This is a genomic window from Ensifer sp. CCNWLY38, assembly GCF_037120565.1.
In the GTDB taxonomy this organism is placed as follows: domain Bacteria; phylum Pseudomonadota; class Alphaproteobacteria; order Rhizobiales; family Rhizobiaceae; genus Ensifer; species Ensifer adhaerens_H.
Map to the genome: position 1 here is coordinate 245972 of NZ_JBBBBO010000007.1, position 24443 is coordinate 270414.

Genomic DNA, 24443 nt, shown 5'->3' on the forward strand with positions numbered 1-24443 from the left:
CGCGCCTCACCATCTGAAGTCGACATCGAAGGCTGCTAGCGGAAGACGGAGGTTCGATAGGAGCGTCCATAACCGGTTTGCGCCATGCGCGCGGTCGGCAGGATCGTCAGCGGCGCGAACGGCACCTCGCTGCGATCAACAAACATCATGCGGCGTTCGAAAGGCTCCGAATCGAAAATTGGGTAGCGGTCGAGGATCGAGGGCCGCTGCCCCTTCACCTGCGCCACGAGCAGGGCGCCGTCGGCATTGTAGACCCCCAGGTTCTCGCGCTTGGCGACCACGGTCTCGGAGGCGAAAATACGCTTGTAGAAGGCGGTATGGCGCGGCCGGCAGGCCGTCAGGCAACGGTCGGCGGAAAAGTACTCGCAGGCCATGGCGACCGGGCGGAGCGTCAGGTAGGGAAGCGCCCGCATCTCGTCGCCGATGACGTCAGGGTCGACCGCCAATCGGCCCGGATCGACGAGCACCATGCCGGCATCGAGGAATGCGTCGATCTCGGAGCCGAAAATCAGGCCCGATGTACTGGCGCGGTGCTCCGGCGTGACGTGATGTACGCGCACGGTGCTGACGAGGCTCTCATCAAGATAGATGCCGAAGACATAGGCGTGGCTGTCGAAGTCGAGATCGTCGATGAGCGTGGAACCCGTCAATTCCATCAGATTGACGGACTTGTAGGACTTGTAACGCAGCCGCGCGATGTCCTCCATGTCCTCGCCGGTTTCGACCCGCCGATATTCGACACGATCGAGCAATTGCATCAGCTTTTCAGAAAAACGCCCAGGCTCCGCCTGGTGAACCGTCTCACCCATATTCCAGACCTCATGGTTAACAAATCGTTAACCTATTGACGGAAAATGGGGCGGCAACCGCAAAACGGAACAGTTCACCGTTAACTTTTTGTTAACCCTAAAAATTCGTAAATTTATTCGGTTGATTTAGAGCGATGCGCACCAAATCGGGATGCATTTGCCGCAACTAATCAAGGGCTTGCTGCCGAATGCGCAGCGTCAATACGGAACGGAATTTGGGATCGCAGCGTCAGGCGATGCGCTTGCTGCTGGGTTTTGTGCCTCGTTTTGGCACACCATTCTTGCAAAGCGTTGCAATAGCAGAAGCGGGCATGGGGGCGGCGAAGACGAACCCCTGTATCAAATCGGCACAATTATGCTCGGTGATGAGCTGCAGCTGATCCGTCGTCTCGACGCCTTCGACGACGATGCGCAGGCCGAGGGCGCGGGCAAGATTTGCCGTCCCGCGCAGGAGCTTGAAGCGGCGCGAATCCTCACGGATGTTGCGCACGAAGGACCGATCGATCTTGATGATGTCGACCGGCAGGGCATCGAGATAGCTGAGGCTGGAGTAACCGGTGCCGAAATCGTCGATGGCAATGGTGATGCCGAGGCCCCGCAGCTCGCGCAGGATCGCCTGCACCTTGAGCGGTTCGTCCATCAGGCAGCTTTCGGTCACTTCCAGATGCAGCCGCGAAGCATCGAGGCCGGTTGCCTGAAGCGCATCCGTGACCATCGTGACGATTTCGCTACTGCGTAGATCGAGCACCGAGAGGTTGACGGAGACGGACACATCGCTCGGCCAGTCCATGCAATCCCGGCATGCCTGGTCGAGCACGAAACGTGTGATCTCCGTGACCAGCCCCAGTTCCTCGGCGAGCTGAATGAACACGTTCGGCGGCACCGGCCCGCGCTCCGGATGCGTCCAGCGAGCCAACGCTTCGCAGCATTCGACCCGGCCGCCGCTCGGCGCGAACATCGGCTGGTAGGAGAGCGTCAGACTGCGCGCATTGATCGCCTCGCGCAAATCCGCCTTGAGCTTCTGGCGGTCGACATAGCGGGCGTCCATCTCGACTTCGAACGCAGTGCAGCCGCCGCGGTTGCGCAGCTTGGTTTCCGAAAGCGCGAGATCCGCCTTGATCTGCAGGTCTTCGAGTTTCAGATCCACGTTCGACGCGATGACGAAGCCCGCGCTCATGGTCATGTTGAAGGTGAAGCCGCTGGCAACATAGGTGCCGCGCAGTTCCGTGTGCAGCCCACGCATCCGCTCTTCCAGATCGGCCACCTCTGCCCTGTTCGGAAAGAACACGACAAACTCGTCGCCCATCAGCCGCGCCGCGATCGCATCATCGCCGGCGAGCGCCTTCAACCGGCCGGCGATCGCCTGCAGCAGCTTGTCGCCGACGATGTGACCGCGCATGTCGTTGACATGCTTGAACTCGGTGACGTCGAGGACCATTAGGCCGACGAGCCGGTCCTCGTTCTCGTCACCGCTTGCGGCGGCCACAACCAGCTCTCCGAAGTAGTCGCGGCTCGGCAGTTCCGTCAGCTTGTCGAAGCGCACCATGTGCAGAATCTGCTTGTCGGCTTGCACGCGCGCGGTCACGTCCTCGAAGATCAGCACGATATCGCCATTGTCGCGGCGGCTGGCGGAAAACTCGAGGTGCAGTTCCTCGCTGACCGGGATCAAAACCTGCGGGCGCTTGCCCTTGAGCAGAAGATCGAGTTGACGCGAGATCGCCTTGGTCTTTTCGGCATCGAGCCGCATGCGCCGCGCGCCGCGCCGGATCACGTCATCGAGCAGCCAATCCTTCAGTTCGGTCCTGTCGCCAAGCGCCAGCAACTCGCTGGCACGCTCATTGGCCACCACCACGCGGCCGTCGCCATCCAGCATGAACAAGCCATGCGTCATATTGTTGAGCGCCGCGTCGAACTGGCCGGCAATCGTCGCGATCTCGCGCGCCGCCAAAACATTCTCATAGAGAAAGGCGCGCACATTGTTGGCCATCATCCAGGTGGAAAGGATGAACGGCAGGATGAGGAAGGCAAGCGCCAGCATGAACACGTCCTGCAGCGTGATCAGGCCGATCACGATCGGCAGGCATGCGGACGAGGACAGGAGAAGCACGGCCCGCTCCGAGCCGTAGTTGCGCCCAACGAGCGAGATCATTGAGGCCAGCGTCACCGATATGGTGGCAAGCTCGGAAAAGGAATCCTGACTGACGGCAATGGCATAACCGCAGGCGATGCCGCAGGTGAGCGTGACGCTGACACCGCCGACGATGTAGCGGTTCTCCCATTTGCGGACCATCGCCCGGTCGGCATTGGAGAAATCCTGCCGGTCGAACCGCGCCATATCGACGTTGCGCAGCGCCCAGAGCAGGAAGATCACGCCCGAACAGGCGAGATAGAGCGGATCATTCGTCTTGAAATAGACAAGCAGGAACGTCACGACATGCGACAGCATGCCGATCACCAGTGTTTTGCGATGTTCGTAGAGCGAACTTACGGATGACAGATACACGTCAGTCGGAAGAGCGCTCTGTCCAAGTCGCATCATGAACCAAGCTCCGGTTTACCGGATTGTTAGGGGTGATGACTTAACGAATGATTTCGTCTAACGCCCCGAAAAAAGTACCGAATCCCAGAATAACCACAGGGCCGTGCCGGCAAGACCCAAGAGTTCAACTCAATAGTGCGAACCGCACTGAACTGTACTCGGTTTCTGCAACCAAACATAGGTATCCGCGACACAAAAGGGCCGGGCTGCAACTTCGACAATTCTGCGATGTTGGCGGACGATCCCAAATTTGCGTGCAGGATGGTTACTCGAACTTAAAGAATTACCTGCGATTTCTTGCCGTTCTTAGATCGTGTTCACTGCCGATCCGCCTTGGATCAGCGCGGCGATCACGCTCACTACGTTCTCAGTTGACTTTCATCCGCATCTGAAGGCAAGGCTTTTCGTAAGCGTAGTACGGAGCCTGATGATGTCGAAACCTGTCGTTGCCATCCCCTGCGATTTCCGCGAATTCGACGGCAATGTCTGGCATGTCGTTGCCCATCAATATGTGCGCGCCGCCGTCGAAGGCGCCGGCGTTATGCCCTTCCTCATCCCAGCGCTCGAAACCGGCAACGACATCGACGAAATCCTCGACCGCGTCGACGGCGTGCTTGCAAGCGGAGCCCGTTCGAACGTTCATCCATCGCTCTATGGCCGGGAAGCCAAGGACACGGATGGTCCCTTCGATCCAGGCCGCGACGCGACCAGCCTGCCGCTCATCCGCCGGGCGCTGGAGCGCGGCGTGCCGCTGCTCGCCATCTGTCGCGGCATTCAGGAACTGAACGTCGCACTCGGTGGCACGCTGGCGAGCGAAATCCAGGACGAGCCGGGGATTTGGGATCACCGCAAGCCCGACGTGAAGGAACTCGACGTTGCCTATGGCATCCGCCAGGACGTCATCGTCAAGGAAGGGAGCTGCCTCGCGCCCGTGCTTGGCGCCGGCCGCATTCGCGTCAACTCGTTACACCGACAGGCGATCGGCGCCGCTGCTCCGCGTCTGGCTGTCGAAGCGGTCGCCGACGACGGCACGATCGAAGCGGTTTCGGTGATCGGCGCGAAGGCCTTTGCCGTCGGCGTACAATGGCATCCGGAATACTGGGTGCGCACCGACACCCCCTCGGCCAGTCTGTTCAGGGCTTTCGGCGATGCTGTCAGGACCTATGCCGCCGGCCGCATGGCCGCCTGACTTCACGGCTTCCGCATCGCCGCCCGAGGCAACGACGCTGGATGTCAAATCGCGCGTCGGCTGAACGGCGTTTCCGGCACCGGCGTCAAGGCCCTTCCGGTCGCAAACCAGGCTGCGATATTGTCGACGACGAGATCGGCCATGGCGTTGCGTGTGACCACCGAGGCCGAGGCCACATGCGGCAGGAGCGATACGTTCGGCAAGGCAAGCAACGCATCCGGCACCTGCGGCTCGTTCTCGAAAACATCGAGCCCGGCGCCGGCGATCACGCCCTTCTGAAGCGCCGCGATCAGCGCCGGCTCGTCGACAGTCGAGCCGCGGCCGACATTGATCAGCACGCCGTTGCTGCCAAGCGCCACGAGAACCTCCGCATTCACCGTATGCCGCGTCGCCTCGGTGCCGGGGACGATGACAATGAGCGTATCGACCGCCGCCGCGAGGCCGACGAGCGTCGGATGATAGGCATAGGGCAGGCCCTCGCGCGGACTGCGGGTGTGATAGGCGATCGACACCCCGAAGGCTTCCAGCCGCCTGGCGATCGCAAGACCGATGCGGCCGAGGCCGTAAAGACCGACGCTTCGGCCGCGCAGCGATAAGGGCGACAGCGGGAACGCGCCGTCACGGCTCCAGCGTCCCTGGCGCAGCCATTGTTCTGCCTGAGGCAATTGCCGGAGTGTATTCAACAGAAGACCGACCGCCGTGTCGGCCACCTCTTCGGTCAGGACGTCCGGTGTATTGCTGACGGCAATGCCCTTGGCGGCGGCATGTGCGACCTCGACGCCGTCGTAGCCGACGCCGAAATTGGCGATGATCTCGAGCTGCGGCAGGGCCTGCATCAGGGCACCGGGCAACCGGCCGGCGACGGCAACCGCTTTCACATCCTGCATATCAGGCGTCACCAATGCCGGATCGGCACTCTCGATCCTGACAACTTCGAACTGCTCTGCCAACCGATCGATGACCCGTTGGTTGATCTTTCCGGGCACGAGAACGCGCGTGCGGTTCACAGACATGGGCAGCTCCTGTCGGGAGGGAGGTCTCAGGCGATGACGCGCAAGGGACCGGTCGATTGCCGGATGCGCATTTCCGGCTTGATCAGATGGATGCCGTCGGGCTCATGGCTGCCGGAAAGCTTGTCGAGCAGCGCGCGGGCCGCACTGCGGCCGACATCGGCCTGGCCATTCCAGACGGTGGTCAGCGCCGGCGTCGCGATCGACGCCTCTTCGAGGTCGTCGTAGCCGGTGACAGAGATATCGACGCCGGGCACCAGGCCGGCCCGGGCGATGCCGTTCATCATGCCGATCGCCACCAGGTCGTTCCAGCAGACGACTGCCGTCGGCTTCTGCGGCAGGGAGAGCAGATGCACCGCCGCCTCGAAGCCGCCCTGCTTCGTGCGGGGACCGGGGATGCGCAGCTCCGGATCGACCTCGATATTGGCCTTGCGCAACGCGTTGACATAGCCCTGATAGCGGTCGCGCCCGGTCGACGTCTGGTCGGTGCCGCCGACCATGGCGATGCAGCGATGGCCAAGGCCGATCAGATGGTTGGTGGCAAGCGAGATGCCGTAGGCGTCGTCACCGCGGAAGATCGGCACGTCCACGCCCTCGATCGAACGGGCGATCAGGATCGCCGGCATACCGTTGTCCTCGGCGAGCTGGATGTCCTCCAGCGGCGTACCGATCGCCGGCGACATGATCACGCCATCACCGCCGAGCTGCAGCAGCGTCTCGATGAAATCGCGCTGCTTTTCGACCGAATCGTAGTGGTTGGAGAGAATGAAGGTCTGCTTGTCGCGGTCGAGCTCCGCTTCGATCGCCTTCAGGATTTCCCCGTAGAACGGGTTCATGATGTCGTGCACGACGACGCCGATGATGCCGGAGCGGGATGTTCTGAGACTGGCGGCGCGGCGGTTGTAGATATAGCCGAGAGCGCGCGCCTGCTCCTTGATCTTGTCGCGGGTGACGGTCGCCACCAAAGGACTGTCGCGCAGAGCCAGGGATACCGTTGCCGTCGAAAGACCGAGTGTTTCCGCGATCGTCGAAAGCTTGACCTTTTGCGCCACGATGCCCCCTGTAGCCCTGTTCCGCCCCCGGCCGCGCCAGCCCCACAATCCAATCCGAGTGAGGTTTTTGCAGCATGCCTCACGGCACTTTTCGTACATCCCAACGGACGTACCTGTGCCATAAATTTAAATCCCTTTTAAACTGTTTAAATCGCCACGGCAATATGCGGCGAACAAGGCTCATTCGGCGGCCCGGGCGGCCTGGAGATTGCTGTCGACGGCACGCAGCAGTTTCATCAGCGTGCGCACCTGCTTGTCGGTCAGGCCGCGTGTCGCGAGCTTTTCCGAATGCTGCCCCGCCTCGGCGATGATCTGCAGCCGGTTGCGGCCTGGCTCGGTGAGATAAACCTTGGTGAGCCGCGCGTCGTCCTCGTCCGGACGGCGCTCGAGGAAGCCCTGCGCTTCCATCCGCCCGATCGTGCGGGTCATGGTCGGAGCCTTGACCCCAAGCCTGGCGGCAAGCCCGCCCGCGGTCATGCCGTCGGCTTCGGCCAGCGCCAGCATTACGCCGTCCTGTCCGGCGTAAAGACCACTTTCAAGCAGATTGCGGGAGAGTACGGTGCGCATGGAACGCGCTGCCTGGACAAGGATAGCGGCAAGATCGTGCGGCTCAGTCAGGAACTCGTCCTTCTTCTTGCCGTTCTTGCCTTTCTTTTCGGCCTTGTTCTTCTTGCCCATTGGACCTCCTGCCGAATCCCCGAGTCGAACACTTATAACAATACAGCTTGCGATTACGAACTGTATGACTCAAATAACAATTTTACGACAATTGACGTGGAGGATCGAAGAGAAATGTCGATGCCCGAGCCGCGATGGCAGGACAATCGGACCGACTTTCCGGCCGAGACCCGCCGTGATTGGATCGCCGTTCTGCCGCTCGGCGCCCATGAACAGCACGGCCCCCATCTGCCCTTCGAAACCGACACGCTGATTGCCGAGGGTATCGTCTCCCGCACGATCGCGGCCCTGCCCGCCGACCTGCCGGTGACCTTTCTGCCGGTCGAGCCGGTCGGCTATTCCGTCGAGCACATGGATGTCGCCGGCAGCCAAACCCTTGCCTATGGCGAGGCGGTCGAGCGCTGGCTCGGCATTGCCGGTGATCTTCACAACCAAGGCATCCGCAAGTTCGTGATGCTGAACGCCCATGGCGGCAACTCGCCGTTGATGACGATCGTCGCGACCGAAGCGCGCGTACGCTTCAACATACTGGCCGTCGCGACGAGTTGGACCCGCTTCGGCCAACCGGACGGCTGGATCAAGCCGGAGGATAAAGCGTTGGACATCCACGGCGGCGACATCGAGACATCGGTGATGCTGGCGCTCCATCCGGACAGGGTCGACATGGCCAAGGCCGATAATTTCACCTCCCGCCAAGGCGAATTTTCTGAACGCTTCAAGCATCTGCGCGCTTACGGTCCCCACGCCTTCGGCTGGAAGATGCACGACCTGAATGGCGAAGGTGTCGCCGGCGATGCCTCGGTTGCCACGGCGGCACGGGGTGAGATTTTGATCGCCCATGCCGTCCGAGGGTTTGTCGAACTCCTTGAAGATGTCAGGGATTTCGACCCCGACGAACTGGCTTGAGGCCGCGCCGGCAAACACTTTCTTTGTGCTTTTGCGCTATCAGATGCCCAAATGCGCGGCGTAGGGCAGAGAAACCATGGCGAAGATCATTGCGCTCGGCGCCTATTTCTACCAGGCCGTCATCGCCTTCGGCCTGCTGATCGTCGTCGCCCACTGGCTGGCGCCGGCCGACTATGCCAGCTACTCGCTGTTCATTTCCATCTGCCAGTTTGCAGCGATCGCCGCCTTCGAATGGGTGCGTTTCGCCTGCATGCGTTTCTACCCGGGGGCGGATGCGGAGAGTGAAGCGGCGGAGTCACGGGCGATCCTGACCGAAGCCCTCGCTTGCGCCATGCTGTGCCTGATCGCGGCGGGTGTGTCCCTGCTCTTTAGCGTGCCGCCGGTCGTGGCGCTTGTCGGCGGCCTGGTCTCGATCGCGCAAGGTGGCAGCGATCTGCACCTGACCATGCTGCGTTTTCGCCAGGATTTTCGCGCCTTCTCAGTGCTGCAAGGCTCCCGCGCCACCATTCTCGCCGTGGGCACGCTCCTCGGCGCGCTCATCTCGCCAAGCTTCTTGTCGACCGTCACGGGCCTGCTCGCCGGTTACATTGCCTATGGCCTGCTTGCATTCGTTCTTTCCCGCCGCGCCGACACGCGCCCAGCCGCCGCGCTCGACAGTGCCCGTATCCGCAAACATCTCCTCTATGGCAGCGTGTCGGCCGGGGCCGCCACTGCCGCCATGTTCGCGCCCCTGGCACTGAAGGCGATCTTCACTTCGTCGCTCGGCGCGACGGGCGCCGCCGGCGCCCTGCTTGCGCTCGATCTGCTGCAACGCCCGTTCGTGCTCATCGTTTCGGCCCTTCAGGCGATCCAATATCCGGAGATCGTTGCCGCACATGACCGGACCGGCGATCGCGCCGCTCTTCCCCGCCAACTCGGCCAATACTACGCGCTGCTGACGAGCTTCGCGTTGATGATGGCAGCGGGCATCTTCGCAGTCCTTCTGCCGGCGGCCTGGCTCGTCATCAGCCCGGACCTGCAGCAAGGTTTCCTCGCAACCGCGCCCGCCATCATCATCCTCTCGCTCGTGCGCACGCTGACGCAGATCATGTTGCCGACGCCGTTGCATCTCAAGCAGCGTCTTTCGCTGATCCTGCTGCTCGCTGTTGCCGACTGCGTGCTTCTGAGCCTTGGAGCGTTGGCCGCTCTGGCAGCGGTCGGAGCAGACGATGCGGCCCTTGCCTGGGGCAGCGCCATCGGCGCGATCCTCGCCTCCCTGGTCGGCCTGCGCCTGATGTCCTCGCTCGCCTTCGAATTTTCCTGGCCGCCGGTGCTGTTGGCCGCCGCGGGCCTTTGCGCCGCCGCCCTCGCCTTCGCCTTGTCCGGTGAAACCAGCTACGTCACGATCGGCGCCGGCATCCTCGTCGGCGGTTTTCTCTGCCTGCTTGCGCTCAACCAGCTGCGATTGATGATGCAGGCCGCGAAAGCGAGCACTGCGTAAGCGCTAAGAAAAACTGCACCAATTTCCGGTTAGATCGCGCCGAAACAGCGGAGAGCGCGTCATGAACATCGTCGTCGGCATTGCGACCGCGGGCCGCCGCGCGGTGCTCTCTGAAACCCTGCTGCATCTGACGCAGCAGGCGCGAAAGCCCGATGCGATCTTGATCTGCCCGAGTACGGCCGAGGATATCGACGAAGCAAAGGCCGGCGAGCTTCCCCTGGACATCCGCATCGTTGAGGGCAACAAGGGCTCCAGCGCGCAGCGCAACGCGATCCTCGACCACGCGGCAACAGCCGACCTCATCGTCTTCTTCGATGACGACTTCCTGCCGCGCCACGATTTCCTTGCCGAGACCGAACGGCTGTTCACACGCTCGGCAGACATCGTCGTCGCGACCGGCCTGGTTCTGGCTGACGGCATTCACGGTCCGGGCATCTCGATCGCCGATGCTCAAGCGATCCTCGCCGCCGATGCCGGTGCTCGCCCCGATGAGGTCGCTGAACCCGCCTTCAATGCCTATGGCTGCAACATGGTCTTTCGCGTTTCCGCCATTGCCGCCGAATGCACCCGGTTCGACGAGCGGCTGCCGCTCTATGGCTGGCAGGAAGATGTCGATTTCTGCCGGCGTCTGGCGCCACGGGGCCGGATCATGAAATCACCGGCGCTGCGCGGTGTTCATCTCGGCAACAAGCGCGGACGCACCTCGGGCCTGCGATTTGGCTATTCGCAGATCGCCAACCCGCTCTACCTGCGCAACAAGGGCACGGTCGGCCTGAAATGGGCGCTGCGCCTGATGGGCGGCAACATCGCTGCCAACATTCTCGGCAGCCTCAAGCCGCAAGGGCTCGTCGACCGCCGCGGTCGGCTGAAAGGCAATCTGATCGCCTTTGGCGATTTCGTCCGGGGTCGCCTGGACCCCAGGCGCGTCCTCGACCTCTGACGAGAAGTAAGGCCGGTTTCAGGCCTGTTGCGCCGCGAGCATGTTGAGCATTACGACAGCACTTCCGTCCCAGGAAAAACGCCTGGCGTTGTCGAAGCCGGAACGCGCCAGCTCCCGGCGCAGGGTCTCGTCGGCGGCGATGGTCCGCATCGCATCGACCAGGGCCTCCGTCTTCAAGGGATCGAAGTAGCGGACCGCATCACTACAGGCCTCGCGCACCGGCGGAATATCGGCGGCGAGCACCGGGCACCCCTGCGTCATCGCTTCCAGTGGCGGAATGCCGAAGCCTTCGTAGAGGCTCGGGAAGACAAAGGCGACTGCGCGGCGCTGCAGCCCGGCGATCTCCGCGTCGCTCAGCCGGCCCGGAAAGATCAGGTTGCCCTTCGATGTGGGCGCGATATCGCGGAACACGGTCGGGTCGGTACCACCCACGACGACGAGCTTGTGGTCGCCGGCACCGAGTGCCTCGAAGGCGCGCACTGCAAACTCGACATTCTTGTTGGGCTTCAGCGTGCCGACCAGCAGGAAGAAGGGCGTATCGGCAAGCCCGAGCCGCTGGATGACGCCCTCGTCCGGCTGAAGTCGCGCGAAGTGATCCGTCGCGTTGTAGATCACGTCGATGCCGACCGCCGGCACGCGGAAGACATCGGCAAGCTCCTGGCGCGAGAAGTTCGAGACGGTGCCGATCTTTGCCCGCCTTGCGAGGATGAAACCGAGCGCCCCATGAAACAGCCGGTAGCCGCGCCCGAACGAGGCCGGATGGCGAAACAGGGTGACGTCGTGGATCACCACCACCTGGTCGCCGTGCAGCACCGGGCCGCTGCCGCCGAAGCCGATCAGCGTGTCGCGGCGTGCGCGCCAATAGAGCGCACCCTGCTCCCAGACATGGCCCGGCCCCGAGCCGAAGCGCTCGACCGAAATCGCCTTGAGGCCTAGATCGTCGACAGCCTTGCCCGGCGCCAGCAACCGCCAACGCGCGTCCTTCAGCGCATGCGGCACCTGCCCGGAGGCGATGCGCGCATCCAGCGCCCGGGTCATCTCACGGGCAAAGCGCTGCACGCCGGTAAGCGGCTGGGTCAGAAACCGGCCGTTGATGGAAATCGTCTTCACCTGCACACCCCTTCGATGTGCCGCGCACTCTCTCCGATTTTGATGAAAGGAGGGTTATCGGATGCGGCGGCGATCATCGCCGCAGTCGGGCAAAATCGCCCGCGCCATTTGCGCATCGCCGCCGCATCTCCTATATGAAACCCAACTTGGATGCCTGCCCGCCGCATCCGGAAATCCCAGAGGTTCCCATGACCGAAACATCCCCGCAGAAGCCGATCCCCGTCACCGTGCTCACCGGCTATCTCGGCGCCGGCAAGACGACGCTGTTGAACCGCATCCTCAGCGAGAACCATGGCCGCAAATACGCGGTCATCGTCAACGAGTTCGGCGAGATCGGCATCGACAACGACCTGATCGTGGAATCCGACGAGGAAATCTACGAGATGAACAACGGCTGCGTCTGCTGCACCGTGCGCGGCGACCTGATCCGCGTCGTCGAGGGCCTCATGCGCCGTCCCGGCCGTTTCGACGCGATCATCGTCGAGACCACCGGCCTTGCCGATCCGGTGCCGGTCGCCCAGACCTTCTTCATGGACGATGACGTGCGCGCCAAGACCGAGCTCGATGCCGTCGTCGCGCTCGTCGACGCCAAGCATCTGCCGCTGCGGCTGAAGGACAGCCGCGAGGCCGAAGACCAGATCGCCTTTGCCGATGTCGTGCTGCTCAACAAGACCGACCTCGTCACCCCTGAGGAACTGGAGCGCATCGAAGCGACCGTGCGCGTCATCAATCCGTCGGCCCGCATCTACCGCACCCAGCGCTCCGACATCGATCTCGCCAAGGTCCTCGACCAGGGCGCCTTCAACCTGGAAAGGGCGCTGGAAAACGATCCGCACTTCCTCGACCAGGACGATCATGACCACGATCACGTCTGCGGCCCGGACTGCGATCACGACCATCACCATCATGATCATGATCATGATCACCACGATCATGACCACGATCACGACCACCATCATCACCACGATCACGCGCCCTCGCCGATCCATGACGTGACGGTGCAGTCGATCTCGCTGCGCGGCGGCGAAATGAACCCGGACCGCTTCTTCCCCTGGATCCAGAAGATCACCCAGACGGATGGTCCGAACATCCTGCGCCTCAAAGGCATCATCGCCTTTGCCGGCGATGCCGAGCGTTACGTCGTCCAGGGCGTACACATGATCATCGAAGGCGATCACCAGCGCGCCTGGAAGGATGGCGAGAAGCGCGAGAGCCGCCTCGTCTTCATCGGCCGTGATCTCGATCGTGAAAAGCTCGAGCGCACCTTCAAGGCCTGCGAGGCGCAGCCGAACTGATGCCGACTGTCGCTCCCCTCGATCTCGAAGGTCACGTCGTCGGCGTGGCCTTTCTTAAAGGCATCCCCTTCTTCGCCGAAGCCACTGGTGCGATCCATCGCCTCGACCTCGGCCACAAGACGACGGAGGTCCACGAGGGCCTGCTGTCGCTCGTCGTGGACGAAGCGAACAACACGCTTTTGACCGGCGGCGAAGACGGCAAGATCATGCGCACGGCCGCTGATGGCACAACATCGCTGGTCGCCGAAGCGCCGCGTAAGTGGATCGCTCAGGTCGCCGCCGGACCTCAAGGGTCGGTTGGTTATGCCTATGGCAAGACCACCCATGTGCGCCTCGCCGACGGTACGACGAAGGAATTTACCGAGGAACGCACCGTCGAGGGCCTCGCCTTTGCGCCGAAAGGCCTTCGTGTTGCCGCGGCCCGCTACAACGGCGTGTCGCTGCATTGGGTGGGCACGTCCGGCCAGCCGATCGATCTCGAATGGAAGGGTGCCCACACCGGCGTCACCTTCTCGCCTGACGGCCGCTTCCTCGTCACGACAATGCAGGAAAACGCGCTGCACGGCTGGAAACTCGACGCCAAGCCCGGCGCTGAAGCCCGCCACATGCGCATGACCGGCTATCCCGCCAAGGTGAAGTCGGTCTCCTGGTCGGCCAAGGGCAAGTGGCTCGCCTCATCGGGCGCGCCGGCCGCCATCGTCTGGCCTTTCCAGGGCAAGGACGGGCCAATGGGCAAGGCGCCACTCGAACTCGGCACGCGCGCCGACATCATGGTGACCTCCGTCTGCTGCCATCCGGCCGAAGACATCGTCGCCATCGGCTATCAGGACGGCATGATCCTCGCTGCACGTTTTGCCGACAGCAAGGAAGTGCTGCTGCGCCGCCCCGGCAAGGGCGCCGTCACCGCCATGGCCTGGAACAAGGACGGCAAACAGCTGGCCTTCGGCTCGGCCGAGGGTGATTGCGGCGTCGTCGACATCGCGGGATAACGGGCGAACAATGACCGCAGGCGCAGAAGCTCCACTCTATGCTGGCTCGGCCGTTGTGCCTCTGGCGGACGGCGAAGTCTGGAACCGCATCCGTGCGGAAGCCCGGGCGCTCGCCATGCGCGAACCAGTGATGGAGCAGACCCTGCGCCTGATCACCGAGGCGCGGTCGGATGCGGCGGTGCTCGCAGGTGTTCTCGCTTCCCATCTTTCCGTCGCCCGCGTCGACGAACGATCGCTGGCGCAGCTGCTTTCGGACGTCTTCGACGCCGATGCAGAAGCTCTGCGCGCCACCGAGGCGGACCTCCAGGCGGTGATGGAACGTGACCCCGCCTGCCCGGGACTGCTGCATGTCCTCCTCAATCTCAAGGGCTTCCAGGCTCTGCAGACCTATCGTGCCGCCCATCGGCTGTGGATCGATGGCCGCGAGGACATCGCCAACTGGCTCTCGAACCTCGCCTCGCTTGTCTTCGGTCCCGATATCCACCCGGCCGCCTGCATCGGCAAGGCGGTGATGCTCGACCATGGATCCGGCATCGTCATCGGCGAGACCTCCGTGATCGAAGACCAGGTTTCGATCCTTCAGAACGTCACGCTCGGTGGCACCGGCAAGGAAACCGGCGATCGGCATCCAAAAATTCGCCAAGGCGTCATGATCGGCGCCGGCGCCAAGATCCTCGGCAATATCGAGGTCGGAGCCTACAGCAAGGTCGCGGCCGGCAGCGTCGTCCTGAAACCCGTGCCGCCGCGCACGACGGTCGCGGGCGTGCCGGCGACCGTCGTGCGCATTCACCGCGTCGACGAGGTGCCGGCGGCAGAGATGGACCAGACGATCGTCTGATCCATCTGCGCCCGCGTCAGACCCGCTCCCGCTTCAGATCTTCACCAGCGCGGCGGTCAGATACATGAAGGCGGCGCCGGTCGCGAGACCGGCCAGAACAGGCGGCGTCAGGAACACGTCGCACCCGCGCTCGCTTTGCCGCATCAGGTAGGCGCCGACTTCGATGATCACCTGCAGGATCGCCCCGGCCCCAACCGCCAGCGCCAGCGCCGACCACTGTGCCGAGGTCGCAAGGCTTCCGAGCCACATGCCGATGACAGCCGGTCCGCCGGCAAGCAGCGTCAGCCCGACGAACACCCAGGCGGATGGCCTCTTTTTCAGGATCGGAGCGGCAATGCCGATGCCTTCGGTGACGTTGTGGAGCGCAAAGCCCAGCACCAGGAAGGTACCGAGCCCAGCCGACCCCGCAGCAAAGGCGGCACCAATCGCCAGCCCCTCGCCAAGATTGTGCAGGCCGATGCCGAGCGCGATGTAAGTGGAAAGCGCAAGCCCGGCCGGCGCACCGCTTCGCCGCCCGATCGCCATCAACAGGAGGAAACTGCTCAAGGCCGCCAACACCACCATGACGGGTCCCTGGAAGATCGCGGCCGCCTCGCCGGCAAGTTCGAGCGCTTCTGCACTCGCATCGACAAGCAGGAAGCCGAGCAGGCCGATCGTCAACGACAGCAGGAAGGCCATGCCGTCGCGGCCGACGCCACGCAGCACCGGGTAGAACATCAGGCCGACGGCCACCGGCACGATACCGACGATAAGGCCGACCAGCGCCTGCAGTCGCAGTTGGCCTGTCGTTGCCTGCGGTGTCGGCACGGCGACGGCAATGTCATGCGCAAACGTGGCCCCCGTGTTGGTCACCACCTTCACGGCATGCGCCTCGCCCAACATCCATGGGAATGGCAGGTTCAGCCACGCTGCCCTGCCCCGCGCGATCGGCCCCGGCGGATCCTGGGTGAATTGCCAATAGGCGTCGTCCACCTGAACCTGAGCCACTGTCATCGGTTCCGATCCACCGGCGCGAACAAGGAGACGAAGGCCGTTATCGTCGAGCACGGTCCTTTCGAAGGTCACGTTTTCGACAGGCGGCGCACCGTTGCGGAATCCTGACAACGGATCGGTCGATAGAATCCAGGCAATAGCAATGGCAAAGGCGATGAGAGGCAGCGCCAGCCACACCAGGTTGGTCTTTGCCGCGCGGATAGCAGCTCTCGGCAGGGTCTCGTTCATGCCAGCGCCTCCACCACATCGAACATGCCGACCCAGCCGAGTTCGGTAAACTCGGTCTGATGCGGGTGGAACATGTAAAGCCCAGGCTCATGCTCGGCGAAGGTGAATTCGAGAATGCCGCGCTGTGCCTGGCACTGGGTGATGAGATCGACGGTTTTCAATGTTGGCGTCAACGTCGTGCCCTGATCGTAATAGTCGAAGAAATTGGCGTGCAGGTGAAACGAGTTGATCGGGTCGAACTCGATGACGTTGACCAAGTAGATGCGCACCGGTTTGCCCTTCACGATCCGGATCGGCCGCTTCATGTAGGCGTGAGCGACGGTGTTGACCGCGTAGAACTCGTTTTCCGCATCGAAATTGGTGTCGAAGGCGTTCATCACCATCACCAGTTCCTGCCAGCCGGCATTCTCCGGCGTGCCGAGCAGTCTGGAGCGGGCGACGTCCACGTGTTCCGGCCGGCGCTCGGGATCGGGGTCGATGACGAAGGCACCATACATGCCCTTGTGAATATGCCGGCGCAGCGGCATCGCATGGCAATGATAGAGGTGGCAGCCAAACGGCTTGGCGTCGAACTCGTAAATGAACTCGTCGCCCGGATCGACCATGCCGGCACCCGGCACGCCATCCATGCGCGCGGCATGGATGCCGTGGAAATGGATCGAGTGCGGATGCGAGGCATAGTTGCGAAAGACGATTCTCAGCCGCTCACCCTCCTTCGCCCTCAATGCCGGCCCCGGAACACGGCCGTTATAGGTCCAGGCGGGAAACTTGATGCCGGGCGCGATCTCGATCTCGCGATCCTCCGCCCTCACCTCGAAGGTGCGCAGCGTCCGCCCGTCCGGCAGCGTCGACACCGTTCCCGTATCCCAGTCGGTCAGCATGTCGGTCGGATCGAAGCCGTTGGCGGCGCTGTCGACATCGCCGACTGTCATCATCGCGCCATGCCCCATGGCGGGCATCGGGTCCTGTGCGCCCGCCCCCGCCGGCGCAGCATGACCGGCATGGCTCGCCTGCTGCTGCCCCGAGGCGGCGCTCGTGCAGATCGCGGTCCCGCCCGCCGCCGCCAGCCCGCCCATCAGAAGGCTCCGCCTTCGGAGCAGGTCTGGTCTCGTCGGCTTGTCCATTTTCGGCCCCTCTCTCGATTGGATAACCCGCCCGCCACGCTGCGATCGGCATAGGTCAGCAACGCGCAGATGCTTTTGCAAATCATTTGCAGCTACATCAATAATGCAAATGCAACTCATTCGCAATTAACTTGCAAATCGAGCGATCTTCCGCAGGGGCCTACGGGACCGATCGCTTAACGCCGCACCTGCCATTGGCCCTGGAACGAAACGTCCCCGGAAAGCACGCGCGTCGGGGACGTTGATCGGAAGCCGTTGCACGGACCGGAAGCGGGCTCATCCGCATGGCAAAGCGCGACGGGCGCAGTCTCACCAATCGAGTTCGAGTTGCGGAAGCCCGTTCGAGGTTTTTTCGATCGTCCGACCCGTCTCATCCACCGTCGCAGTGACCCGTTGACGGAAGGCCGAGAAGCTCTCGAAGGTCACGACGTCGACCGGTTCGTCGAATTTCATCGTCAGGCGATAGCGCCCCGGCTGCGCCGTCAGCGCCTGCACCGACAGGATCTCGCCTTCGAAAGCCTGGCCGAGATAGCGCCCCTTCACCCGCGAGCCCAGCATCCAGGGATTGAAGGGCGGCCGGTTGCCGGCGGCGGCGTGCAGCGTGTTCCAGTCGCGATAGCAGTATTGCGCGGCGATCAATTCGAGCGAACGGGAATGGCCGATGGTTTCGCCTTCGGCAGCAAGGCGGGTACGCAAGCGCCTGGCCTGATCTTTTAGGGCATCGAGTGAGGGAAGCGTGGTTGTTCCGCGCGTCATGAGAGGGTCTCCTGCAGCGGCATGCATTCCTTGGAGATGGGAGCCCGCATTACCACCGGTTCGCATGCCGTTTCGGCTGACCGTGTCTCGAAGAAGGACTTCACCAAAGCATGACGCTCGCGGACGGCAGGGACCTTCACCCTGCCGTTTCCATAGGGGATGCCGTCTCGACTGTCAAACCTCGCCTGGAAATGCGGCCTTCACGCCCGCACGAAAGATGATTGCACAGGCGCAAGAGCTGTGGGACGACTACAGCGCCGCGCGTCTTATCAGACGCGCAAAGGTCGCTGTAGCACTTTGAGTTGCTGCATGTCTTTGTCCTTAAATCGAGGGCGATTTAAGGAGACATGCAGTATGGGAGACGACGAGGGAGGATATCATGACCGACATGACGATACTCGCATTCGCGCTGGTTGCCTTCATCGGCATCGCGACACCAGGCCCGACAGTTCTGCTCGCGCTCACCAACGGCTCGCGTTACGGCGTGAAGCGCGCAATCGCCGGCATGCTCGGCGCCGTACTCTCCGATTTCGTGCTGATCGGCGCCGTCGCACTCGGTCTCGGCGCCCTGCTCGCCGCCTCCGAATTCTGGTTTACCGTCGTCAAATGGCTGGGCGCCGCCTACCTCGCCTTTCTCGGCATCATGCTGTTGCGGTCGAAAGGGACGATCCAGGTCGCAACCGAGGCAAGCGGCTCCGGTCATCCCGTTTCCGCTGTCGCCATCTTCCTCAAGAGCTTCCTCGTCGCCGTCACCAACCCCAAGGGCTACCTGTTCTTCACCGCCTTCCTGCCGCAGTTCATCGACGCCGCCGCGCCGCAAGCACCACAATATGCCATCCTGGCGCTCGTCTTCGCCTCGGTCGATCTTGCCGTGATGTTCGGTTACGCGCTGCTCGGTGCACAGGCCGCGGCCTTCCTCAAGCACTCGGGCGCCGTCTGGCTCGATCGGCTCTGTGGCGGCGCGCTCCTGGCGCTCGCCGGCTCGCTCGCCCTCTATCGCCGCGCCACCGCCTGAAATGCTGTTTCGTCAGCACGTGCTCGCAGCCATCGCCGGCGGCGAGGTGACCTTGGCCTTCCGACGCTGGACGAAGCCGACCGTCAGGGCCGGTGGTACGCTGCGCACCGCAGTCGGTGTTCTCGCCATCGATGCCGTCGACGAGATCGAGGAATTCGCAATCACCGACGGCGACGCGCGCAAGGCTGGCTTTGCCGACCTCGGCGCTCTCTTGAAAGAGCTTGCCGCTCGCCGCGACGGCCGCTGCTACCGCATCGCCTTCCACCGAGCCGGCGACGATCCGCGCATCACGCTGCGGGAAATGTCCGACTTCGGCAGCGAAGAACGGGCAGAGATCGGCCGCAAGCTCGATGACTTCGACCGCAGCGCGGGCATGGCCTGGACGATACCGGCGCTCACGCTGATCGCTGCGCGCGACGGAACCACCGCCACGGAATTGAGCGCCGCCATCGGCATGGAAAAACTGAAACTCAAAACGCGCATCCGCAAACTGAAGGAACTCGGCCTCACCGAAAGCCTAACCGTCGGCTATCGCCTGTCCGAACGCGGCCGCGCCTTTCTCAAGAGGCAATAGCGCGCGCAAAAAAAGCGGGCGGCGCCGAGGACACCATCCGCTTCTCGTCTTGAGGCACATGCGATCCACGGCAACACAGCGCGAACACTATCGTTACGCGTATCGGCGGCTCTTTCTAATCCCGATTGCCACTGTTGCGTGCCTGCAGCCGGTGTGAGACGACTTGCCGCCGAGACGGGCAAGGCGAGGAGACAGACATGATCGGCTACACCATGGTCGGGACGACGGACCTGAAACGCGCAGAGCGTTTCTATGATCCGCTGATGACGCTGATCGGCCAGGAACGCTGCTATTGCGACGAGCAGGTTTCCTCATGGGGCCGAAAGGACGACGACAAGGCGCCGCGCTTCTTCGCCTGCTACCCCTTCGACACGCGTCCCGCCTCGGTCGGCAACGGCGCCATGACGGCCTTCCTGGTGGAAAGCGCCAACCTCATCGACCGCCTGTTCGAAACCGCAATGGAGCGCGGCGGCAGCGAAGAGGGAAAGCCAGGCTTTCGCCCGCAATACGGAGAAGGCTTCTACGCAGCCTATGTGCGCGACCCGGACGGCAACAAACTTGCCTTCGTCTGCTACGACGCTCGCACGAAGAAAGACGCCGCCTAGTCGGTCCTTTTGCCGGGCGCCTAGCGTCGCGTCGACCAGCCGAACCAGATCGCCACGGCCGCAAGCATCAGTGCGAGCACGCGTCGCACCAGGCGTTCGCGTGACGGTGAGTTGAGGACCGGCTCCAAAGCGCCTGCCAGAAGCACGATCGCGGCATGCACCGCAGTCGCGACGCCTACATAGGTCGCAGCAAGCGTCAGGTTCTGCGGCAACAGCGGCCGCGCGTCGTCAACGAAGGTCGGCAGGACGGTGACGAAGAACAGGGCCGCTTTCGGATTGAGCAGATTGGTGATCAGGCCGCGTCGAAAATAGAAGGATGCGGGCTTGCCGCTCGGACCGGCCTCCTCGCCGTCGCCGTTCCAGGCGTCGAAGGCAAGATAGAGCAGGAAGCCGACCCCAGCCCAGCGAAGTGCGCCGTAGAGCATTTCCGACTGACCGACGAACTCGGCAACCCCGAAGGAGGCGGCGAAGCCCACGAGTGCCAGGCCGAGCGCCACGCCGGCAACGGTCGCCATGCCGGGCCGACGCCCCTCCGAGGCCGCAACCATGGCGAGGTAGGCCATGTTCGGCCCGGGCGTCAATTCGATGATGAAGGATGTCAGCAGAAAGGGCAGCAGGGTCGCTGCCCCGAGAATGAACGGATCCATGCGGGAGATTTCCATGCACTTGCAACGAGGCCTTGTCCGCAAGGACAGGTCAGCGACGCCGCGTTGTCAAGGGAGATCAGGAAATCATCGGGAGAGCGCGCCCGGCCCATGGGGCACCTGCCCCCTCACCGGTCGCATCGGACCAGCGAGGGAGCAGCGAAAAATCCGCCTCCGCAGGGTTGGAGGCGGAAAGGGGTATCAAGCCGCGCGGCGGACCGGCGGCATCGTCAGCTTACGGCCGCTGGCGACGATCAGGCCGGCAGCACCTTCAAGCCAGTTGTCCCGAAGCTCGAGCGCCAGGAACCGGTTGCGCTCAAACGGGCCGGGCATGACGAGGTGCTGGGTGCGGCTCGCGAAGAAGCCGAAGCGCTCGTAATAGGCGGCGTCGCCCACGAGCAGGATCGCGCCATGGCCGCGGTTCTTGGCCTCTTCGATCGCCGCCCGCATCAGCATGGCGCCGATGCCCTTGCCCTCATGATCAGGATCGACCGCGAGCGGACCGAGCAGCAATGCCGGCAGGGCATGGCCTTCGCGGTTGACACCGGCTTCGACGTTCCAGAGACGTACGGTGCCGATCACATGACCGTCGATATCACGCGCGACGAAGGCAAGGCCCTCGGCCGGCAGCCGGCCACTGCGCAGCTTTTCCGACGACTTGCGGCGCCGCTCCGGCCCCATGGCACGGTCGAGCAGGTTCTCGCGCGCGACGACGTCGCCCGGATTTTCGGCATCGATTACAAATGTAGTGGGCGCAAAGAATGCGCGCAGGGCGTCAACAACAGCGGCCATCGGGGCCTCCCGTCATCAAAACCGCTTCAGGCGGACCGAACGAAAATTGTGAAATGGCGCTCCCGCCCGAAGACGGGAGCAGGCCGGATCAGATCACGTAGGCCTTCAGCGGCTCGAAGCCGTTGAAAGCGACGGCCGAGTAGGTCGTCGTGTAGGCACCGGTGCCTTCGATCAGAACTTCGTCACCGATCGAAAGCGTGATCGGCAGCGGGTACATGTTCTTCTCATAGAGCACGTCGGCCGAATCGCAGGTCGGGCCGGCGAGAACGCAAGGCTCCATTTCGTCGGCATCGCGCGCCGTGCGGATCGGGTAGCGGATCGCCTCGTCCATGGTTTCGGCGAGACCGCCGAACTTGCCGATGTCGAGGAACACCCAGCGATGGGCGTCGTTGTCCGACTTCTTCGACACCAGAACGACTTCCGCCTTGATCACGCCGGCATTGCCGACCATGCCGCGACCGGGCTCGATGATGGTCTCCGGGATGTTGTTGCCGAAGTGCTTCTTCAGGGCACCGAAGATCGCCTGGCCGTAGGCTTCCGCCGTCGGGACGTCCTTCAGGTACTTCGTCGGGAAGCCACCACCCATGTTGACCATCTTCAGCTCGATGCCGCGCTTGGCAAGCTGCACGAAGACGCGCTTGGCATCCGAGAGAGCCGCATCCCAGGCATCGAGCTTCGTCATCTGCGAACCGACATGGAACGAGACGCCGTAGGAGACGAGGCCGTGCTGATGGGCATAGACAAGCACGTCGACGGCCATCTGCGGGACGCAACCGAACTTGCGCGACAGCGGCCATTCGGCGCCTTCGCCATTGGTCAGCACGCGGCAGAACACGCGGGCGCCGGGCGCCGCACGGGCGATCTTCTCGACTTCCTCGTGGCTGTCGACCGCGAACAGATTGACCCCAAGCGCGTGGGCGCGGGCAATGTCGCGCTCCTTCTTGATGGTGTTGCCATAGGAAATGCGGCTCGGGGTCGCACCGGCATCGAGCGCCATTTCGATTTCAGCGACGGACGCGCAATCGAACGAGGAACCGAGACCGGCGAGAAGGCGCAGGATTTCCGGCGCCGGGTTGGCCTTGACGGCGTAATAGATCGAGCTGTCGGGCAGCGCGTGACGGAAGGCCTTGAAATTGTCGCGCACGACGTCGAGGTCGACAACGAGGCAAGGACCTTCGGGTCGTCGGGTGTTGATGAAGTCGATGATGCGTGCCGTGGTCATGGCCATATTCCCCTGATCCAAAATGCTCCGCTTGCGCGGAGGACAAAGGGCATACGCGCACATGCGCTGGAACCAGCCGGTGGAGACCCCGGAACCATGCATGCGCTCGATGCGCGAACGGTGAATCAAAGCCCGCCTAGGCTTCAATTCGGCTTTGTCTGCCATGGATTGGAGGGGATAACCCAACCGCACTTCCGGCAATGAAGGTGTGCCTCTTCAGTAACCCCGGCTGTTGGAAAGCCGGCAGACACCAGAAAGGCCCGCACCGTCGTTGCTTCAAGATGTCCTCGCATTTCCCGGTTGGCCGGAATAGCGACTGGAGGGGTTAGTTCCAGGTACCTTACCGATACCCTCACCTAATCGAGGGTCGGCGGACACCCACAGGCACGTGCGACTTTGGGCAAGGGCGTAGGTAAGAAAAAAGCCTGTCGCAATCAAGAGTTTTTTCGCACTGGCAGTTGAATTTTTTTCCAGGCGGGCAAAACTGGCGGTGTTCACAAACATTGAACGATCTGCGCCGGATCGGTCACTGGTGTAAGTTATTGAAAAGGCGTGATTATTTTCAGAATGCGCCGGCATCCGCCGAAACCGGCGCGACAGGCGCAAGCGACGGACAACCTGCCGTCGGCATCATCGGCGCGAAAAGAGGCGTTCGCATCGAATCGGCGCAACGCGATTGAGAGCACGAAAGAAAGATCGCCATGGACACACTCACCCGCATCCGCGCCTTCATCGACGTCGTGGACGCCGAGGGGTTCTCGGCCGCCGCCAGGCGCGTCGGCAAGTCGAAGGCGCTACTTTCGAAATATGTGCGCGAACTCGAGGACGAGCTCGGTGCGCTGCTGCTCAACCGCACCACCCGGCAATTCTCGCTGACCGAAGCCGGCCATACCTATTACCGCACCGCCTCGGAAATCCTGAAGGAGATCGACAACCTCGCCGATCTCGTGCGCGCCAGCAACTCCGACCTGAAGGGACGGCTGCGCATCACGGCGCCGCGCACTTTCGTCGATGCCGAGATCGGCCAGTCGCTCATCGACTTCGGCAAGCAGCATCCTGAGCTCTCGCTGGAGATCGTCTCGGACGACCGCTTCGTCGATCTCGTCGAGGAAGGCTTCGACGCTGCCATCCGCATAACGCGACTGGAAGATTCGACGCTCATTGCCCGCAAGCTCGACGATTTCCAGGTGCTGATCTGCGCCGCGCCGGAGTTCCTTGTGAAATCCGGCCCGATCGGACACCCGGCCGATCTTTCCAAGCTCCCCTGCATTCTCGACACCAATGGCCGCTCCTATTCCAACTGGCGCTTCGTCGAGCCCGACGGTTCGGCCTTCACCGTTCCGGTCAGCGGCCCGATCGAGGTCAACAGCCCGCTTGCCGCTCTGAGGGCCGCCGTCTCCGGCATGGGCGTCGCGGTCATTCCCGATTTCATCGCCCGGCCGAAGATCGCGACCGGCGAACTCGTGACGCTGTTTGACGATTTCCTGCCGCGCGACCGCGGCATCTATGCGATCTATCCGCATCGCCGCTATCTGCCGGCCAAGGTCAGGACGCTGGTCGATTTCCTGCATGCCTGGTTCCGCAAGCCACGCTGACCGCCTGTGCACCACCGAAGCTGCCGCCGGCGCATGTGATCGGCCAAGTCCCAATTCCGT

The 24443-nt window shown here is 63.0% G+C and carries 24 protein-coding genes; 12 read left to right on the forward strand and 12 right to left on the reverse strand.

Annotated features, from left to right (window positions below; translation table 11 throughout):
- Positions 1 to 35: 35 nt before the first annotated feature.
- Together V7S54_RS17165 and V7S54_RS17170 are read right to left on the reverse strand one after the other, a co-directional pair.
- Positions 36 to 809, reverse strand: coding sequence for an N-acyl amino acid synthase FeeM domain-containing protein (locus tag V7S54_RS17165; protein WP_065375393.1), 774 nt, complete (start codon positions 807 to 809; stop codon positions 36 to 38).
- A 229-nt stretch (positions 810 to 1038) separates the two neighbouring features.
- On the reverse strand, positions 1039 to 3348 hold the full coding sequence (locus V7S54_RS17170; RefSeq protein ID WP_336408640.1) for a putative bifunctional diguanylate cyclase/phosphodiesterase: 2310 nt from the start codon (positions 3346 to 3348) through the stop codon (positions 1039 to 1041).
- A gap of 430 nt (positions 3349 to 3778) precedes the next feature.
- Here V7S54_RS17170 and V7S54_RS17175 point away from each other — a divergent pair, with 430 nt between their 5' ends.
- The gene (locus V7S54_RS17175) at positions 3779 to 4537 is read left to right on the forward strand and encodes a gamma-glutamyl-gamma-aminobutyrate hydrolase family protein (RefSeq protein ID WP_065375483.1); all 759 of its coding nucleotides are present in this window, start codon (positions 3779 to 3781) and stop codon (positions 4535 to 4537) included.
- Between the two features lie 44 nt (positions 4538 to 4581).
- Here V7S54_RS17175 and V7S54_RS17180 read toward each other — a convergent pair whose 3' ends face one another.
- The 3 genes from V7S54_RS17180 to V7S54_RS17190 all read right to left on the reverse strand — a co-directional run bounded on the left by V7S54_RS17180 (position 4582) and on the right by V7S54_RS17190 (position 7277).
- Positions 4582 to 5544: a 2-hydroxyacid dehydrogenase gene (locus tag V7S54_RS17180; RefSeq protein ID WP_065375484.1), complete on the reverse strand. Its 963-nt coding sequence runs from the start codon at positions 5542 to 5544 to the stop codon at positions 4582 to 4584.
- Positions 5545 to 5576: 32 nt separating this feature from the next.
- Positions 5577 to 6599, reverse strand: a complete 1023-nt coding sequence (locus V7S54_RS17185) for a LacI family DNA-binding transcriptional regulator (protein ID WP_065375395.1) — start codon at positions 6597 to 6599, stop codon at positions 5577 to 5579.
- 180 nt (positions 6600 to 6779) lie between these two features.
- Positions 6780 to 7277 carry a MarR family winged helix-turn-helix transcriptional regulator gene (locus V7S54_RS17190; RefSeq protein WP_065375396.1) on the reverse strand — a complete coding sequence of 166 codons (498 nt, stop codon included), beginning with the start codon at positions 7275 to 7277 and terminating at the stop codon, positions 6780 to 6782.
- Positions 7278 to 7391: 114 nt separating this feature from the next.
- Between V7S54_RS17190 and V7S54_RS17195 the strand changes: the two genes are divergently transcribed.
- From V7S54_RS17195 to V7S54_RS17205, 3 genes are all read left to right on the forward strand, one after another.
- Positions 7392 to 8183 carry a creatininase family protein gene (locus V7S54_RS17195; RefSeq protein ID WP_065375397.1) on the forward strand — a complete coding sequence of 264 codons (792 nt, stop codon included), beginning with the start codon at positions 7392 to 7394 and terminating at the stop codon, positions 8181 to 8183.
- Between the two features lie 76 nt (positions 8184 to 8259).
- Positions 8260 to 9663 carry a hypothetical protein gene (locus V7S54_RS17200; protein ID WP_065375398.1) on the forward strand — a complete coding sequence of 468 codons (1404 nt, stop codon included), beginning with the start codon at positions 8260 to 8262 and terminating at the stop codon, positions 9661 to 9663.
- Positions 9664 to 9724: 61 nt separating this feature from the next.
- Positions 9725 to 10603: a glycosyltransferase family 2 protein gene (locus tag V7S54_RS17205; protein ID WP_065375399.1), complete on the forward strand. Its 879-nt coding sequence runs from the start codon at positions 9725 to 9727 to the stop codon at positions 10601 to 10603.
- Between the two features lie 18 nt (positions 10604 to 10621).
- On the opposite strand, the gene V7S54_RS17210 is transcribed toward V7S54_RS17205, so the two are convergent.
- Positions 10622 to 11713: a glycosyltransferase family 4 protein gene (locus V7S54_RS17210; protein WP_065375485.1), complete on the reverse strand. Its 1092-nt coding sequence runs from the start codon at positions 11711 to 11713 to the stop codon at positions 10622 to 10624.
- Between the two features lie 188 nt (positions 11714 to 11901).
- On the opposite strand from V7S54_RS17210, the gene V7S54_RS17215 reads away from it, so the two are divergent.
- From V7S54_RS17215 to cysE, 3 genes are read left to right on the forward strand one after another with little or no spacing between them, the layout of a single operon-like run.
- Positions 11902 to 13008 (forward strand): CobW family GTP-binding protein, encoded by a 1107-nt coding sequence (locus V7S54_RS17215; protein ID WP_065375400.1) that lies wholly within the window; start codon positions 11902 to 11904, stop codon positions 13006 to 13008.
- Positions 13008 to 13997: a WD40 repeat domain-containing protein gene (locus V7S54_RS17220; RefSeq protein ID WP_065375401.1), complete on the forward strand. Its 990-nt coding sequence runs from the start codon at positions 13008 to 13010 to the stop codon at positions 13995 to 13997. Before V7S54_RS17215 ends, V7S54_RS17220 begins: the two co-directional genes overlap by 1 nt.
- Before the next feature lie 10 nt (positions 13998 to 14007).
- A complete protein-coding gene (gene cysE, locus V7S54_RS17225; protein ID WP_065375402.1) occupies positions 14008 to 14835 on the forward strand; it encodes a serine O-acetyltransferase in 828 nt (275 codons plus the stop codon).
- A gap of 33 nt (positions 14836 to 14868) precedes the next feature.
- On the opposite strand, the gene V7S54_RS17230 is transcribed toward cysE, so the two are convergent.
- From V7S54_RS17230 to V7S54_RS17240, 3 genes are all read right to left on the reverse strand, one after another.
- Positions 14869 to 16056 carry a metal transporter gene (locus V7S54_RS17230; protein ID WP_065375403.1) on the reverse strand — a complete coding sequence of 396 codons (1188 nt, stop codon included), beginning with the start codon at positions 16054 to 16056 and terminating at the stop codon, positions 14869 to 14871.
- Complete coding sequence (locus V7S54_RS17235; RefSeq protein ID WP_065375404.1) at positions 16053 to 17180, reverse strand: multicopper oxidase domain-containing protein; 1128 nt, start codon at positions 17178 to 17180, stop codon at positions 16053 to 16055. The genes V7S54_RS17230 and V7S54_RS17235 overlap by 4 nt, the downstream gene beginning before the upstream one ends.
- A 309-nt stretch (positions 17181 to 17489) precedes the next feature.
- The gene (locus V7S54_RS17240) at positions 17490 to 17936 is read right to left on the reverse strand and encodes a glyoxalase superfamily protein (RefSeq protein WP_065375405.1); all 447 of its coding nucleotides are present in this window, start codon (positions 17934 to 17936) and stop codon (positions 17490 to 17492) included.
- Positions 17937 to 18315: 379 nt separating this feature from the next.
- Between V7S54_RS17240 and V7S54_RS17245 the strand changes: the two genes are divergently transcribed.
- From V7S54_RS17245 to V7S54_RS17255, 3 genes are all read left to right on the forward strand, one after another.
- Positions 18316 to 18951: a LysE family translocator gene (locus V7S54_RS17245; RefSeq protein ID WP_065375406.1), complete on the forward strand. Its 636-nt coding sequence runs from the start codon at positions 18316 to 18318 to the stop codon at positions 18949 to 18951.
- A gap of 1 nt (position 18952) precedes the next feature.
- Complete coding sequence (locus V7S54_RS17250) at positions 18953 to 19525, forward strand: hypothetical protein (RefSeq protein ID WP_065375407.1); 573 nt, start codon at positions 18953 to 18955, stop codon at positions 19523 to 19525.
- 197 nt (positions 19526 to 19722) lie between these two features.
- Positions 19723 to 20130 carry a VOC family protein gene (locus tag V7S54_RS17255; protein ID WP_065375408.1) on the forward strand — a complete coding sequence of 136 codons (408 nt, stop codon included), beginning with the start codon at positions 19723 to 19725 and terminating at the stop codon, positions 20128 to 20130.
- A 20-nt stretch (positions 20131 to 20150) separates the two neighbouring features.
- Here the strand turns inward: V7S54_RS17255 and V7S54_RS17260 are convergent, their stop codons facing one another.
- From V7S54_RS17260 to odc2, 3 genes are all read right to left on the reverse strand, one after another.
- Positions 20151 to 20777, reverse strand: a complete 627-nt coding sequence (locus V7S54_RS17260) for a LysE family translocator (protein ID WP_065375409.1) — start codon at positions 20775 to 20777, stop codon at positions 20151 to 20153.
- Positions 20778 to 20975: 198 nt separating this feature from the next.
- Complete coding sequence (locus tag V7S54_RS17265; RefSeq protein WP_065375410.1) at positions 20976 to 21566, reverse strand: GNAT family N-acetyltransferase; 591 nt, start codon at positions 21564 to 21566, stop codon at positions 20976 to 20978.
- 88 nt (positions 21567 to 21654) lie between these two features.
- Positions 21655 to 22794, reverse strand: coding sequence for an ornithine/lysine decarboxylase (odc2, locus tag V7S54_RS17270; RefSeq protein ID WP_234793116.1), 1140 nt, complete (start codon positions 22792 to 22794; stop codon positions 21655 to 21657).
- A gap of 497 nt (positions 22795 to 23291) precedes the next feature.
- On the opposite strand from odc2, the gene V7S54_RS17275 reads away from it, so the two are divergent.
- Both V7S54_RS17275 and V7S54_RS17280 read left to right on the forward strand, forming a co-directional pair.
- Positions 23292 to 23468 carry a hypothetical protein gene (locus tag V7S54_RS17275; protein WP_176707581.1) on the forward strand — a complete coding sequence of 59 codons (177 nt, stop codon included), beginning with the start codon at positions 23292 to 23294 and terminating at the stop codon, positions 23466 to 23468.
- Positions 23469 to 23489: 21 nt separating this feature from the next.
- Complete coding sequence (locus V7S54_RS17280) at positions 23490 to 24383, forward strand: LysR family transcriptional regulator (protein WP_065375411.1); 894 nt, start codon at positions 23490 to 23492, stop codon at positions 24381 to 24383.
- Positions 24384 to 24443 lie beyond the last annotated feature (60 nt).

Excerpts from the sequence above, each read along its gene's own strand:
- V7S54_RS17255 (WP_065375408.1), top strand. The coding sequence starts at position 19,723 with ATGATCGGCTACACCATGGTCGGGACGACGGACCTGAAACGCGCAGAG.
- V7S54_RS17190 (WP_065375396.1), bottom strand. The coding sequence starts at position 7,277 with ATGGGCAAGAAGAACAAGGCCGAAAAGAAAGGCAAGAACGGCAAGAAG.
- V7S54_RS17265 (WP_065375410.1), bottom strand. The coding sequence starts at position 21,566 with ATGGCCGCTGTTGTTGACGCCCTGCGCGCATTCTTTGCGCCCACTACA.
- V7S54_RS17260 (WP_065375409.1), bottom strand. The coding sequence starts at position 20,777 with ATGGATCCGTTCATTCTCGGGGCAGCGACCCTGCTGCCCTTTCTGCTG.
- V7S54_RS17175 (WP_065375483.1), top strand. The coding sequence starts at position 3,779 with ATGTCGAAACCTGTCGTTGCCATCCCCTGCGATTTCCGCGAATTCGAC.
- V7S54_RS17195 (WP_065375397.1), top strand. The coding sequence starts at position 7,392 with ATGTCGATGCCCGAGCCGCGATGGCAGGACAATCGGACCGACTTTCCG.
- V7S54_RS17215 (WP_065375400.1), top strand. The coding sequence starts at position 11,902 with ATGACCGAAACATCCCCGCAGAAGCCGATCCCCGTCACCGTGCTCACC.
- odc2 (WP_234793116.1), bottom strand. The coding sequence starts at position 22,794 with ATGGCCATGACCACGGCACGCATCATCGACTTCATCAACACCCGACGA.
- V7S54_RS17250 (WP_065375407.1), top strand. The coding sequence starts at position 18,953 with ATGCTGTTTCGTCAGCACGTGCTCGCAGCCATCGCCGGCGGCGAGGTG.
- cysE (WP_065375402.1), top strand. The coding sequence starts at position 14,008 with ATGACCGCAGGCGCAGAAGCTCCACTCTATGCTGGCTCGGCCGTTGTG.
- V7S54_RS17230 (WP_065375403.1), bottom strand. The coding sequence starts at position 16,056 with ATGAACGAGACCCTGCCGAGAGCTGCTATCCGCGCGGCAAAGACCAAC.
- V7S54_RS17220 (WP_065375401.1), top strand. The coding sequence starts at position 13,008 with ATGCCGACTGTCGCTCCCCTCGATCTCGAAGGTCACGTCGTCGGCGTG.
- V7S54_RS17170 (WP_336408640.1), bottom strand. The coding sequence starts at position 3,348 with ATGATGCGACTTGGACAGAGCGCTCTTCCGACTGACGTGTATCTGTCA.
- V7S54_RS17240 (WP_065375405.1), bottom strand. The coding sequence starts at position 17,936 with ATGACGCGCGGAACAACCACGCTTCCCTCACTCGATGCCCTAAAAGAT.
- V7S54_RS17245 (WP_065375406.1), top strand. The coding sequence starts at position 18,316 with ATGACCGACATGACGATACTCGCATTCGCGCTGGTTGCCTTCATCGGC.
- V7S54_RS17280 (WP_065375411.1), top strand. The coding sequence starts at position 23,490 with ATGGACACACTCACCCGCATCCGCGCCTTCATCGACGTCGTGGACGCC.
- V7S54_RS17235 (WP_065375404.1), bottom strand. The coding sequence starts at position 17,180 with ATGGACAAGCCGACGAGACCAGACCTGCTCCGAAGGCGGAGCCTTCTG.
- V7S54_RS17200 (WP_065375398.1), top strand. The coding sequence starts at position 8,260 with ATGGCGAAGATCATTGCGCTCGGCGCCTATTTCTACCAGGCCGTCATC.
- V7S54_RS17205 (WP_065375399.1), top strand. The coding sequence starts at position 9,725 with ATGAACATCGTCGTCGGCATTGCGACCGCGGGCCGCCGCGCGGTGCTC.
- V7S54_RS17165 (WP_065375393.1), bottom strand. The coding sequence starts at position 809 with ATGGGTGAGACGGTTCACCAGGCGGAGCCTGGGCGTTTTTCTGAAAAG.